Annotated in this window: 15 protein-coding genes; 8 read left to right on the forward strand and 7 right to left on the reverse strand. The window is 38.7% G+C overall.

The window, feature by feature from the left end; translation table 11 throughout:
- Positions 1-68: 68 nt before the first annotated feature.
- Positions 69-581: a DUF2808 domain-containing protein gene (locus ACIR310F_RS0103820; RefSeq protein ID WP_028082677.1), complete on the reverse strand. Its 513-nt coding sequence runs from the start codon at positions 579-581 to the stop codon at positions 69-71.
- Positions 582-1,022: 441 nt separating this feature from the next.
- Between ACIR310F_RS0103820 and ACIR310F_RS0103825 the strand changes: the two genes are divergently transcribed.
- From ACIR310F_RS0103825 to ACIR310F_RS25190, 6 genes are all read left to right on the forward strand, one after another.
- Complete coding sequence (locus ACIR310F_RS0103825) at positions 1,023-2,177, forward strand: Re/Si-specific NAD(P)(+) transhydrogenase subunit alpha (RefSeq protein WP_028082678.1); 1,155 nt, start codon at positions 1,023-1,025, stop codon at positions 2,175-2,177.
- A gap of 140 nt (positions 2,178-2,317) precedes the next feature.
- A complete protein-coding gene (locus tag ACIR310F_RS0103830) occupies positions 2,318-2,611 on the forward strand; it encodes an NAD(P) transhydrogenase subunit alpha part 2 (RefSeq protein ID WP_015081070.1) in 294 nt (97 codons plus the stop codon).
- Positions 2,608-4,011, forward strand: a complete 1,404-nt coding sequence (locus ACIR310F_RS0103835; protein WP_028082679.1) for an NAD(P)(+) transhydrogenase (Re/Si-specific) subunit beta — start codon at positions 2,608-2,610, stop codon at positions 4,009-4,011. Before ACIR310F_RS0103830 ends, ACIR310F_RS0103835 begins: the two co-directional genes overlap by 4 nt.
- A gap of 382 nt (positions 4,012-4,393) precedes the next feature.
- Entirely contained in the window at positions 4,394-4,762 is a 369-nt protein-coding gene (locus tag ACIR310F_RS0103840; RefSeq protein WP_028082680.1) for a hypothetical protein, read from the forward strand.
- Positions 4,762-5,169, forward strand: a complete 408-nt coding sequence (locus tag ACIR310F_RS0103845; RefSeq protein WP_028082681.1) for a hypothetical protein — start codon at positions 4,762-4,764, stop codon at positions 5,167-5,169. Before ACIR310F_RS0103840 ends, ACIR310F_RS0103845 begins: the two co-directional genes overlap by 1 nt.
- Positions 5,169-5,330: a hypothetical protein gene (locus ACIR310F_RS25190; protein ID WP_155963608.1), complete on the forward strand. Its 162-nt coding sequence runs from the start codon at positions 5,169-5,171 to the stop codon at positions 5,328-5,330. Before ACIR310F_RS0103845 ends, ACIR310F_RS25190 begins: the two co-directional genes overlap by 1 nt.
- Positions 5,331-5,697: 367 nt before the next feature.
- Here ACIR310F_RS25190 and vapC read toward each other — a convergent pair whose 3' ends face one another.
- From vapC to mazE, 4 genes are all read right to left on the reverse strand, one after another.
- The gene (gene vapC / locus ACIR310F_RS0103855; protein ID WP_028082682.1) at positions 5,698-6,099 is read right to left on the reverse strand and encodes a type II toxin-antitoxin system tRNA(fMet)-specific endonuclease VapC; all 402 of its coding nucleotides are present in this window, start codon (positions 6,097-6,099) and stop codon (positions 5,698-5,700) included.
- Positions 6,100-6,111: 12 nt separating this feature from the next.
- The gene (locus ACIR310F_RS23510) at positions 6,112-6,426 is read right to left on the reverse strand and encodes a hypothetical protein (RefSeq protein WP_051289465.1); all 315 of its coding nucleotides are present in this window, start codon (positions 6,424-6,426) and stop codon (positions 6,112-6,114) included.
- Between the two features lie 210 nt (positions 6,427-6,636).
- Entirely contained in the window at positions 6,637-6,996 is a 360-nt protein-coding gene (locus tag ACIR310F_RS0103865; RefSeq protein WP_028082683.1) for a type II toxin-antitoxin system PemK/MazF family toxin, read from the reverse strand.
- Entirely contained in the window at positions 6,983-7,213 is a 231-nt protein-coding gene (gene mazE, locus ACIR310F_RS0103870) for a type II toxin-antitoxin system MazE family antitoxin (protein ID WP_028082684.1), read from the reverse strand. Before mazE ends, ACIR310F_RS0103865 begins: the two co-directional genes overlap by 14 nt.
- A 321-nt stretch (positions 7,214-7,534) precedes the next feature.
- On the opposite strand from mazE, the gene ACIR310F_RS0103875 reads away from it, so the two are divergent.
- Both ACIR310F_RS0103875 and ACIR310F_RS0103880 read left to right on the forward strand, forming a co-directional pair.
- Positions 7,535-7,786 (forward strand): type II toxin-antitoxin system Phd/YefM family antitoxin, encoded by a 252-nt coding sequence (locus ACIR310F_RS0103875; protein ID WP_028082685.1) that lies wholly within the window; start codon positions 7,535-7,537, stop codon positions 7,784-7,786.
- Entirely contained in the window at positions 7,779-8,054 is a 276-nt protein-coding gene (locus ACIR310F_RS0103880; RefSeq protein ID WP_028082686.1) for a type II toxin-antitoxin system RelE family toxin, read from the forward strand. Before ACIR310F_RS0103875 ends, ACIR310F_RS0103880 begins: the two co-directional genes overlap by 8 nt.
- Positions 8,055-8,258: 204 nt before the next feature.
- On the opposite strand, the gene ACIR310F_RS0103885 is transcribed toward ACIR310F_RS0103880, so the two are convergent.
- Positions 8,259-9,833, reverse strand: coding sequence for an NAD(P)H-quinone oxidoreductase subunit 4 (locus ACIR310F_RS0103885; protein ID WP_028082687.1), 1,575 nt, complete (start codon positions 9,831-9,833; stop codon positions 8,259-8,261).
- Positions 9,834-10,059: 226 nt separating this feature from the next.
- Positions 10,060-12,972: a DNA polymerase I gene (gene polA / locus ACIR310F_RS0103890; protein WP_028082688.1), complete on the reverse strand. Its 2,913-nt coding sequence runs from the start codon at positions 12,970-12,972 to the stop codon at positions 10,060-10,062.
- Positions 12,973-13,823 lie beyond the last annotated feature (851 nt).

Genomic DNA, 13,823 nt, shown 5'->3' on the forward strand with positions numbered 1-13,823 from the left:
CCTGTTCCCTGTTCCCTGTTCCCTGTTCCCTGTTCCCTGTTCCCTGTTCCCTGTTCCCTGTTCCCTTTTTAAGTAATACTGATAATCCATGTGCCAATATAACGCAACAATGGCACATCACCCGGAGAAAGAACTCGACAGTTAAAATAGTAAACCCCGCCAAAAGAGGGATTTTGAACATTGGATAATACTAACTCTACTTTTTGACCGGCTGGAACTGGGTCTTTAGGAAATATTTGAATCACCCCACCTTTCTCGTCCCACTTTACTTCAGACAGAGGAACACTTTTGTTCTTAACTCTGACTTCAATATTTTTGGTATCAAAAGTTCCCTTATAATAATCAGGATAGCTAATGGCGAACTGAGCCACTGCCAACTTCATTTTTTTAGCAGGTAATCTGAGTATATAACGATCTGTGTTATTAGTTTGTCCACCAAAATCTAAGCGGTAGGGTAATTGATTTTTGTTTTCAACGCCGCTAAAAAGTGTCAACCCAGGTAAGCCTTGGGCCCAAGTTAGAACTGGTAAACCTGTAAATAAACAGCTAGTGATAGCCAAAGCAGAAAGTAGACGCTTCATAAATCAGATTTCCTTAGGGAAGTGTGTGTAACCGAGTGTTAGTATTTGTAATTAAACTTTACTACTAGATGCTAGAAAATAGACGGAATTGAGAAGCAAAAGTGCCACTGGTAAAAGTCAATAACAGGTAAATAGTTAAGAAAAAATTAAGAGCGAGGGTTTGAGAATATAAAATAATCTAAAGAATAATATCCAAAATATGGGGATCAGTATAGGATGTGCAATATCTAATTTTACTTATAGCTATTTTGCAAGGCTGATATCTGTATCCTATCAAATTGAGGTTGTAACTAGAGAAAGAAGATCGCAGAAGTTGAAAATTCTATCTACAGACAAGGGTAACTCATAGTTGATCATCCCCACCAGCTTGATGATACTAAATTGAGGTAGAAAGTAATAATAGTTAACGATGATGTTAAGTATTTATCGCCAGGAGATTTCATGAAAATAGCAGTTGCCAAAGAAATAGAAATTTGTGAACGTCGTGTAGCATTAATTCCCGAAACCGTAGCCAAATTAGTCAAACAAGGGCTAGAGGTTTTCGTAGAAGCGGGAGCGGGAGAGAAAGCATTTTTTAGTGATGCCGACTATGAAACAGCAGGGGCTAAAATTATCAGCGATTCTGCCCAATTATGGAGTGAAGCGGACATATTACTCAAAGTTAGCCCACCGCAAACCAGAGAAGACGGCCGAGCAGAAATTGAGTTACTCAAACCAGAATCCGTATTAATTAGTTTCCTCAATCCCCTGGGAAATCCCGTAATAGCCCAACAATTAGCAAATCGGCAAATTACCGCTTTGAGCATGGAATTGATACCCCGTAGCACCAGAGCGCAAAGCATGGATGCCTTATCTTCCCAAGCTTCCCTAGCAGGGTATAAAGCGGTACTGATTGCAGCGGCGGCATTACCGAAATATTTCCCCATGTTAACCACCGCTGCGGGGACAATAGCCCCTGCCAAAGTATTTATTATGGGGGCAGGAGTAGCAGGATTGCAAGCCATAGCGACGGCCAGAAGACTAGGAGCGGTAGTAGAAGCCTTTGATATTCGTCCAGCAGTCAAAGAAGAAGTACAAAGCTTAGGGGCGAAATTCGTCGAAGTCAAACTCGAAGAGGAAACCGTTGCAGCGGGTGGTTACGCCAAAGAAATTTCAGAAGACAGTAAAAAGCGCACCCAAGAACTAGTAGCCAGCCACGTCAAAAACGCTGATATCGTCATTACCACCGCCCAAGTACCAGGAAGACAAGCCCCCAGACTGGTAACAGAAGAAATGGTAGCGCAAATGAAACCCGGTTCAGTCATAGTAGACCTAGCCGCAGAACAAGGTGGAAACTGCGGCTGTACAGAAGCGGGTAAAGATATAATTTGGAACGGCGTAACAATTATCGGACCAATTAATTTACCCTCATCAATGCCAGTACACGCTAGTCAACTGTACGCAAAGAACGTTACTTCATTAATGCAATTGTTAATTAAAGACAAAGCCTTAGAAATCAACTTTGGTGACGATATCGTTGACGCAGCTTGTGTTACTCATGGTGGAGAAATTAGAAACCAACGAGTAAAAGAAGCTTTACAAGCAGTAGCGGTTTGATAAAACATAAAACCAAAACCCTGGCGATTAGAAATTGCGGTTACGCAAGTAAAGTCCGCTTTTGCGGACTAATAACTTACTCTTACTCTCTGCGCCTCTGCGCCTCTGCGTGAGCTAAAAATCCAAAATCCAAAATTAACATGACACAAGCATTACTTCCGGCTTTATTTGTACTCGTCTTAGCCTCTTTTATCGGCTTTGAAGTGATTAACAAAATTCCCCCCACATTACACACCCCCTTAATGTCCGGTTCAAACGCCATTTCCGGTATTTCCGTAATTGGTGCAATTCTGGCTGCGGGGGAGAAAAACACGAATTTATCGGTAATTCTCGGTTTAATTGCCGTAATTTTGGCAATGGTTAACGTTGTCGGTGGTTTTTTAGTCACTGACAGAATGCTGCAAATGTTTAAAAAAAAGGAAGTTAAAGCATGAGCGACTTTTTACCAACTGGGATTCAGCTAACTTACTTAGTCGCTGCGTCATTATTTATCTTAGGTTTGAAAAAGCTGGGTTCTCCCGCTAGTGCTAGAAACGGTAATCTTGTCGCTGCGGTGGGGATGTTATTGGCAATTGTCGCCACGTTGCTAGATCAACAAGTATTAAATTATGAGATGATTTTGGTAGGCTTGGCCATTGGTTCGGTAATTGGTACTGTGATTGCTTACAAAGTGCAAATGACAGAAATGCCGCAAATGGTGGGTTTACTAAACGGTTTAGGTGGAGCATCTTCCGCATTAATTGCCGTTGCCGAATTTTGGCGGTTATTAGATAGTTCACAGCCTATCCCCCTCGATGTCAACATTTCTATGTTGTTAGATGTGTTAATCGGTGGTGTGACACTAACAGGTAGTTTTCTGGCTTTTGCCAAATTGCAAGGTTTAGTAAGTGGTACTCCCATTACCTTTCCTTTTCAGCAACCGTTTAACTTGATGCTGTTGGGTACTTATCTAGCCGGAAGTGCTTATTTAATCATCTCACCGGATAGTTTACCCATCTTTTTAGCGGTGGTGGCTGTTTCATTGGTCTTGGGTGTGATGTTTGTACTGCCCATTGGTGGCGGTGATATGCCCGTAGTCATCTCTCTGTTAAACTCTTTATCAGGTGTAGCTGCGGCTGCTGCGGGTTTCGTGGTGATGAACAATATGTTAATCATCGCTGGTGCTTTGGTGGGTGCTTCTGGTTTAATCCTGACGGAAATTATGTGTAAGGCCATGAACCGTTCCTTGTTCAGTGTCTTATTTAGTGCCTTTGGTTCAGTTTCTACTGCTAGTGGTGGTGCGGCTGCTAGTGCAAGTAATCAAACTGTCCGCAGTATTGATCCTGAAGAAGGGGCGATGATGTTGGGTTATGCGCGTTCTGTGGTGATTGTACCAGGATACGGTATGGCGGTTGCTCAAGCACAGCATAGCGTCCGGGAGTTGGCTGATCAATTAGAGCGCATGGGTGTAGATGTGAAATATGCCATACATCCCGTTGCTGGTAGAATGCCGGGACACATGAATGTATTATTGGCGGAAGCTAATGTGGCTTATACGCAGTTGTATGATATGGAGGATATTAATCCCCAGTTTGAACAGGCTGATGTAGCGTTAGTAATTGGTGCTAATGATGTGGTCAATCCAGCGGCGCGTAGTGATAAGAATAGTCCTATTTATGGGATGCCGATTTTGGAGGTTGATCGCGCAAAGCAAACTATTGTGATTAAGCGCGGTATGAGTGCTGGTTTTGCTGGTGTGGATAATGAGTTGTTTTATAAGGATAAGACGACGATGTTGTTTGGTAGCGCTAAGGATATGGTGGCTAAGTTGGTTAGTGAGGTGAAGCAACTTTAAGATAAGTTTAGGGGGTGTAGTTTGTGAACTATGCCCCTTTTTTCTCACGCAGAGGCGCGGAGAGGTTTGTTTCGCGCAAAGTCGCTAAGGAGCAAAGGCGCAAAGAATAAGTAAGATTAAATTCTTTCAAACCACTTATTTAAAGCATGATAAAGAAATATATCTAAACTCTGATTTTTAGAATTTTGCTTTGCAAATTCAATATCAGTTGCAATTTTTTCCCTAGTTCTTTAGCAGCTGGTCTAACTAACTATCTATAGGTGCATTTTTCCAATCTGTCCAAATTCTCATTCTTCTACTATTTGCGATAGTATATGAATGGGCATAGCCTCGGCGCGCCGCATCACAATTACCAAATATGTTTTTCAAACTGCCCTAAATTATGAATTTTTTATCTACAAGACAAACAATCCTATTCACATTAGCAGCAATTCTTTCTGGTTTTGAAGTCATAATGATAACTACTTCTGCTCACGCAAATCCGTATGGAGATACAGCAAGAGAGCTAGAGCGTGAAGCTGATACTTTGATAGAGTATGGCAAGAGACAAAACCAAAAAATAATTTCTCGGCTCTCTTGTGATCAGTTACTTGAAAGAGCAGAGGCAAAGAGAAGAGACTTTACAAGATGGCAGCAAATTGCTGAAAATTCAACAACTGAGTATAATCGAAGAGTAAGTTTAGCTTCTGCTAGAGGTAGCTTAAATGCAACTCGTCAGTACACGAATGAATATAAAAGAAGAGGATGCTAATGAATAAACAAGTCTATCTGGGATTAGTTATTAGTTCTTTGACTGGATTTAATCTGTTATTTTTCGGGGAAATATCAGTATTGCCTGCACACAGTGAGATTATATCTAACACTCCTGTTTCATCGGCGATTAAGATTAACAGGACTCGACGCGTAAAAAAGAATCAAATTAACAAACAAACTAGTAGTTACAACGATAATAATCGAAATGCAGGAGCTATGCAGCGTTATCTAATGGACAATCAAACCGACAACTACCCATACACACGGTCAGAAACAACTGTTGTACAAGAAGATAAACAAAACCGCCTTGATGCTCAAATCAGAGCAGAGCGGGGACGGTCTGCTGCTGAGGCTCAGATGAGAAGACTTGCACCTTGTGCATCATACTCTGGAAATTGCTATTAATGCTATTACAGCAGATTCCTTTGTTAGGAGGTACAGTTTGGTTCTTGTCCTACCTTCTGTGTGTACGTGGGAAGTTGAGGGGATGCGATAGCGAAGCGCTGCTGCAAGCAGTTCGCTTTTGGGAGGTTGAAGGGAGTGCGATCGCTGTTTGGGAAGTTTGAAGGGTGCGATAGCGAAGCGCACCGAAGGTATCGCTGTTTGGGAAGTTGAGGGGTGCGATAGCGAAGCTGACCGAAGGTATCGCTGTTTGGGGGTTGAGAGAGTGCGATAGCGAAGCTGACCGAAGGTATCGCTGTTTGGGAGGTTGAGCGGGTGCGATCGCTCTTTCTCTGTGTCCTCTGTGTCTCTGTGGTTCGTTAAAAAAGGATGTTTGGGGAAGTTGAAGGGGTGCGATCGCTGTTTTGAAAGTTGAAGGGGTGCGATCGCTGTTTGGGAGTTGAAGGGGTGCGATCGCTATTTGAGAAGTTGAAGGGGTGCGATCGTTGTTTGGGAAGTGGAGGGGAGGCGATCGCTAGGTATCGCTGTTTACTAAATCTCCCAATCTTCTAATTTTAAATTATCAATTCTACTAAATTCTCTAGTGTTGTGAGTAATTAAAGTTAAATTATTAGCTATAGCAATAGCAGCAATATGTAAATCATTATTTCCTATAGGAGTACCTTTAGCAGCCAATTTACTACGAATTTCGCCATAAAATACAGCACATTGATCATCAAAATACAAAGAAACAAACCTCCCTAAAAATTCCTGCTGCTTTTGCAAAGTTTTTGCAGAATTATGAGTTCTCATTGCACCATAAAATAACTCAGCTTTGACAATAGAACAAACGACTATATCTATATCGGATAAATCTTGAAGACGCTGAATAATCTTTTCTGATCTTTGATTAAGATATTGAATACAAACATTACTATCTAATAAATATTTCATCAGTTTGTATTCCTAACTATTAATCATCTCTTCTAATCTATCATCTAATCTATCATCAATTCCTAAATCATCTATAATAATAGGATCATCAGCACAACTTCCTGCTGTTTGATTAATAAATTCTTGCCAGGATAATTGATGATTTTCTGCTATTTCAATATTTTTATCATCTATGGATGTTGGTTTCTTTATAACATTCTCACGAAATAACCGAACTATTTGCAGAAATTCCGGTATATATTCTTCTGGAATTTGGGCGATTTCTAATAATAGATTATAACTAGGAGTCGTTGAGGATATTTCTGTAATGGATTGTTGATTATTCATAAGTATATTGTCAGTAGATATTGAAAATTTATTCATATTCTATAATATCATAAATTGTTGCGATAGCGTACCCTACGGGAAGCAAGCTACGCGGTAGCGTCTCGTATCCCTTACCGGACCGAAGGAATAGAGATAGCACGACCTAGTAATCGCTGTTTGGGAAGTTGAGGGGATGCGATAGCGAAGCGCTGACTTGTCAGTTCGCTCAACTTAAACCCCAAACCCCAAAACCACATCCAAAGCAGTACGAATTTCTTCCCAATATTCAGCTTCTAAAATTCCCACCAAACCTAAAACCCGACGATAATCTACAGAACGAATCTGAGCAACATCAATAAAACGATCTTTATCTAATCCATTAGTTACTGTTGCTTTGATATTGACAATATAGGGAGCTTGCTTACTTCCTGGTCGGAATGGCATCACAATAGTTAATAATCCATATTGATTCATAATATCACTTTGAACTATTAAACAAGCACGGATTTTTTGCGCTTCTGCTCCCACAGTTGGATCAAGATTTACCCAGCGAATTTCACCCCGTTTATAAGTTAAATTACCCTCTGGCATTAATACCATCTCCAGCGACATTATCCCAAGCAGAAATCTCATTTTGATATTCTAAATCTTTCGCATCTTCTTGGAGTGCGGCAATTATTTCTGTCTCTAAAATTTTGCGTCTTTGTTTTGCTAATAGTGCGTTAATATAGGCACTACGATTACCTTTTGCTTGTTGATCAATAAATTGAAGAATGTCTTCTTCTAAAGTAATTGTGACTTTCATCATTGTGTATGACTGATTTATCTTACCAATCAATCATATCACTTTTTTGACAATTTGCAAATACTCTGTGTCTGGAAGTAGTATGCCTACGGCACGCTACGCGAACGTAAAAAAAAGGATGCTGGGAAGTTGAGCGCTCCGTAGGAATCGCTGTTTGGGAGGTTGAAGGGATGCGATAGCGCAAGCGCTGACTTGTCAGTTCGCTTTTGGGGAGTTGAGGGAGTGCGATCGCTCCCTCATTGAAAAAGTAAATTTTGTACAAATTGCAAAAAACAGACAAATAATCTATAATCTCATGTAACCCTATAAATTTTATGAGGTGCTATGTCTGTCATCAGTGCAAGTGAAGCGCGTGCTAACTTTCCCGATATTATGAACCGTGCAGAATATCGTGGAGAAAGAATATTAATTCAACGTCATGGTAAACCTGCGGTAGCAATGATTAGTATAGAAGATCTAAAACTACTAGAAGCAATAGAAGATGCAATAGATTCGGCTAAATTGCGACGTGCAGTAGAAGAAAACACAGGATTTACCACCTTAGAAGAAATAATAGCAAAACGCCCCAATGAGTGAAAGATATACATTGAGGATTGCTAAAACTGCGGAAAAAGATTTATTAGACTTACAACCAAAACAATATAAACAAGTTGTATCAAAAATTCTCTCCCTTCAAGGTAATCCTCGTCCTCAAGACTATGCAGCTTTAAAAGGTTATCAAGGTGGTTATCGTATTGATCAAGGTGAATATAGAATTTTGTACACCATTGATGATGATAATAAATTAGTTGATGTTTTTCGGGTTGGTAAACGTAATGATGATGAAGTTTATAAAAATTTGTAACTTCGTTTAGTTGGCTGTTAGCAAAGTTTACCAAAGGTATCGCTGTTTGGGAAGTTGAGGGGGTGCGATAGGGAAGCGCTGCTGCAAGCAGTTCGCTCTATCATATTGACAATTAACAAATCAGAAGATAATATAAAAGTACGAAACAAAAAAAGGGCAGGTATCAAACCCACCCTAATTGTAAATCATAGCTGTAATTACAAATTAATTACCAATTATTGGCGCAATCAAAGAAACATTTTGCACAGCTTTTTCTGCTGTCAAAGTAGGAACAGAATCACGTAATCTAGCTGTTAATTGTACAGTTGTAGCGTCGTACATTTGAGTTAACAACTTGGGATAGAAACCAATACCAATAATAGGAATCAACAAACAAGCAATGATAAAGACCTCGCGGGGTTCAGCATCTATTAAAGCTTGGTGGGAAACTAACTCCTCGTTTTCTTGTCCGTAGAAAATCTCGCGCAACATTGAAAGTAGATAAATTGGTGTTAAAATCACACCAACAGCCATCAAGAAAATGACAATAACCTTGAATGTTGGGTTATAAGCATCGCTAGTTGCAAAGCCCACAAATACCATTAATTCGGCTACAAAACCGCTCATTCCTGGTAATGCTAAAGATGCCATGGAACAGGTGGTAAACATAGCGAAAATCTTTCGCATTCTTTTACCCACACCACCCATTTCATCTAACATTAAAGTATGTGTGCGGTCGTAAGTTGCACCGACCAAAAAGAACAAACTTGCCCCAATTAAGCCGTGAGAAACCATTTGTAGAACTGCCCCACTCAAACCCAAATCGGTAAAAGAGGCAATACCAATGAGAACAAAACCCATGTGGGAAATTGAAGAGTAGGCAATTTTCCGTTTTAAGTTCCTTTGAGCAAAGGACGTTAAAGCAGCATAGATGATATTTACTACTCCTAAAACCACTAAAGCCGGTGCAACATAAGCATGAGCATCAGGTAGCATTTGGGCATTCATGCGAATTAGGGCATAACCGCCCATTTTTAGCAAAATACCTGCAAGTAGCATATGCACCGGTGCTGTAGCCTCACCATGGGCATCTGGTAGCCAAGTATGCAGGGGAATGATGGGCAACTTCACAGCGTAGGCTATGAGAAAGCCAGCGTATAGTAGAAGTTGTAAATTTAAGCTAAAATCTTTCAATGCGATCGCTCGCATATCGAAGGTGACTGTATCACCATAAAATCCCATTGTCAAGGAAGACAACAAAATAAACAGAGACCCACCAGCAGTGTATAAAATAAATTTGGTTGCTGCGTATTGGCGTTTTTTACCTCCCCAAATTGACAGCAAGAAGTATATCGGTACAAGTTCCAGTTCCCAGACCAGGAAGAATAACAGCATATCCTGGACAGCGAAAACAGCAATTTGACCGCCATACATAGCCAAAATCAAAAAGAAAAATAATTTTGGCTTGAGTGTCACAGGCCAGGCTGCTAAAATCGCCAGGGTGGTAATAAATCCCGTTAAGAGAATTAGAGGCATAGACAAGCCGTCAGCCCCTACAGACCAATTTAACCCCAATTGCGGCACCCAGGGATAACTCTCTACCAATTGCAAATTGGGATTAGAGAAATCGTACCCAGTATAAAAAGCGCAGACAATCAGTACAAAATCTATCAGCCCCACAATCAGGGAATACCAGCGCACCGTTTTGCCGTCTTTATCTGGGATGATAGGAAGTAGTAGTGATGCGGCTATGGGGAATAAAATAATCGTCGTCAGCCACGGAAAATTAGCTATATTCATCACAATCAATCTGCAATTAAAATCATGTTTGGCAAAAAGTCACTAGTTATTAATTAACAGCTTTTTAGCGATTTCCTCTTCATTGTTAGGTTGATTTAATTAAATTGGCAAACCCCATTTTTTTACTCAAGAGTCTTTTTTGACAGTTAGGGGTAGTAAATGTTATTTGGGATACTCCCAATTATGTCAAAAATTTACCTCTCAGCCAACTCCGTATTAGAATACTTTACTTCGTTTCCATCCAATTATCCCCAGCATGAATATCAACAACTAAGGGAACAGATAAAGAAACAGCATTTTCCATGACTGACTTAATTTGTGGTCGCAATTCTTCCCATTCTTGGGGAGGAATTTCAAAGACTAATTCATCATGAACTTGTAACAACATCCGGGCCTGATATTTTTTTAAAACTTCATGTAATTGCACCATTGCTACTTTGATAATATCCGCACTAGAACCTTGAATTGGTGCGTTAGCAGCAGCACGCAGTAACCCAGCATCATATTGACCTAAATTCTTTAATTTTTGTAAATTAATATCTTCTAATTTACTCCCTTTTAACTGCTGCAAACTATTATTACTAAATTCAAAATAACGTCTTCTTCCTAAAATTGTTTCTACATAACCATAAGCAACGGCCTCTTTTTTAACTTTATCTAAATACGCAAAAACATGACCATATCTTTGATTAAATCTCTCAATAAATAATTTTGCATCTACTTGATTTATTCCGGTTTCGCGGGCGAATTTTTGCGCTCCCATGCCATAAATTACACCAAAATTAATCGTCTTCGCAAAACGTCTTTCATCTGCGGAAATATTTTCTTTCTCAAATACTAATTTTGCTGTTACAGTATGAATATCTTCATTTTGCTGATATGCTTGAATTAGTACAGGTTCTTGACTCAAATGAGCTAAAATTCTTAACTCAATTTGGGAATAATCAGCAGCTACCATTAACCAACCTGATTCCGGTAAAAATGCTTTTCTAATTTGTCTACTAAAAGCAGTGCGAATGGGGATATTTTGTAAATTTGGATGGGAAGAAGATAATCTACCAGTGGAAGTTGCAGTTTGGTTAAAATCAGTATGTAATCTTTGGCTTTGAGGATGAACTAAAGCTGGTAAAGCATCTACATAGGTAGACTTTAATTTTGCTAATGTTCGATATTCAATTATCGCTTTTACAAATCCTGTATTATCAACTTCTTGGAGTTTTTCTAAAGTTGCTGCGTCTGTAGAATAACCAGTTTGAATCTTGCGAGAATATTTGGTACTTAAACCTAATTTCTCAAATAGAATCTGACTTAATTGTTTAGGAGAACCTAAATTAAATTTTTCTCCAGCAATTTCAATAGCTGTAATTTCTAATTTTGCTAATTCTGTCTCTAATTGCTGTGAAAGTTCCTTGAGATAATCTGAATTAATCCTAACTCCTGTATATTCAACTTCTGCTAAAACTGCTTCTAATGGTTGTTCAACTTGATGAAAAAGTTGATATAAAGCTGGAGTTTCTGTTAATTTATCCCGTAATTTTGGGACTAATTTAAATGTAGAATAAACATCCATACCACAATAATCAGCAACAGCGGAAATACTCATGTCAGCGATAGTTTTCCCTTTGGGAACTAAATCTCCATAACTGGTCGCAGTTAATCCTAAATATCGCCAAGATAAGTCAGTTAAATTATGACTACTATCTGGATTAATTACATAACTCGCTAACATCGTATCAAATACCACCCCAGCTAGTTCAATTCCTTGTCCCTGACACCGCAGAATCAAACGATCAAATTTAGCATTTTGTAAAGCTTTAGGATAATCAGGACTTTCTAAAATTGGCCGCAGTGTTGCTAATACTAAATCTCGATTTAAGTTATTCCCAATTTTATGACCAATAGGAATATAAGCAAGTTCATTTACTTCTGTTCCCCAACAGCAACCAATTCCCACTAAATCTGCATCTCGTGGTTCTAATGCGGTAGTTTCTGTATCCCAAGCAACGGGTATTTCTGGATTAGTAAATTTTCTTAAAATTTCTACCAATTCCATTAATTTAGCTTCTGTATCAATAATGCGCGGTTGAATATTTGCATCTGTTTGTTTTTTGCTTTTTGCTGTGTCTTCAGCGCCAAAAAACCAAATATCATCATCTGTTTCTATGACTTCAGATACCTGGTTTTCTAAAATTTGAACTTTTCCCCCAAATTTTTGCTGTAAATCATGAATTTGATCTACAAACTTCTTAAATTCTAATTTCTCTAAAATCGGGATAAGTCGGTTATGGTCAAACCCAGTTAATAGACAATCTTCTAAATCAATTTCTAAAGGAACATTACAGACTATTTTAGCTAAATAACGGGATTTTTCCGCGTCTTCTTTACCAGCAGCTAGTTTTTTCTGAGTCGCACCTTTAATATTATCTAAAGCAGCGTAAATTTCCTCAAGGGAATTATAAGTATTTAATAATTGTGCTGCTGTTTTTTCACCAATTCCTTTCACCCCTGGAATATTATCTGATTTATCACCACATAAAGCTTTAAAATCAACAATTTGTGTGGGTAATACCCCTAATTTCTCTTTTACTTCTTCAGCTTTAAATTCTCTAATACTATTTGTAGAATGTTTTAATGCTTCTGGAGTAAAATTTAAAATGGTAATTTCTTTATCAGCATTAATTAATTGAAACAAATCCCTATCCCCGGAAAGTATCTTCACTCGATATCCTGCGGCTGCGGCTTTTTCTGCTAATGTTCCCAATACATCATCCGCTTCATAACCGGGTGCAGTGAGTATAGGTAAATTTAAGCCTTGTAGTAACTCATAAAGATTTTCTAAATCGGGAATAAAGTCTGCTGGTGTTTCTGCACGTCCAGCTTTGTATGTATCCTCTGCTTCATGACGGAAGGTAGGTAAAGCCAAATCAAAAGCCACCGCTAGGGCCTGCGGTTGTTCTGTGCCTATTACCTCTAATAAACATTTCAAAAAACCAAAACAAACACTGGTAGGAATACCCGCTTTTGTGCGAAGTCCTCCATCTCTACCTTTAGCAAAAGCGAAGTAGGAACGAAAAGCCAGAGAATGTCCATCTATGAGGATGAATGTAGGCTTATTGATAATTGGAGAATTAAAAGTCAACTGCTGCTTAACCAAATCAGAAAACAATTATATAACATTCCTCATCCTATTTAGGCACAGGAATAAGAAAGCTGACCCCAGATCGAAGATAGATCTTCCTCGTCATTTCTATGATGACAAGTTTTAAAGTAATTGTCAATCCCTAAATCTTCTTTTTTCTGCGACTGGATGGGGAAATTATGAAATCAACGAACCACAGAGGACACAGAGAAGGAGGAAATGGAGGGAGTTTACAAATACTATCTTAGCTATTTGACGATAGATCTTCCTTGTCAGTTCCATGATAACAAGTTTTAAAGTAATTGTCAATCCCTAAATCTTCTTTTTTCGCGACTGGATGAGGAAATTATGAAATCAACGAACCACAATTGATGCAATATATATAGAGTTTTATAGCGTTTCTCAGTCTAATGAAGTACAAAATTATCTGCGTTTATCTGCGTCCATCTGCGTTCAATTATTACTGCTTGTACCTCACTGGAATAGGAATAGCTATAGCGCACTAATAAAAACTAAATTCTCACAAATCCTTAGCTGCTTACTAAGCCTACCTAACATCAAAAATTATGTTCAAAACCCATAAGTTACCTCATTTGTCAATAGTATATTTGTTCTAATGGTCAAAGTACATTATTTGCTGAATAATTTTTCCCCAATTTACTCTTTCAACCCACTGCTAATTTGTAAAGTTTTGTATTTTTTTTCAAAATTGATCTCTGAAACGACTATAAATAAAGACTTTTACAGATCATCTTTTCAGCAGGGTGCAAAATTGACAATACTAACCCAATTATGAAATTCTCAATAATTCTAGCAAATCGCGGAAAGTATTGCAAGCTCGTTGCTAAATA

Origin of the sequence: Dolichospermum circinale AWQC310F, assembly GCF_000426925.1 — a bacterium.
Taxonomy (GTDB): Bacteria; Cyanobacteriota; Cyanobacteriia; order Cyanobacteriales; family Nostocaceae; genus Dolichospermum; species Dolichospermum circinale.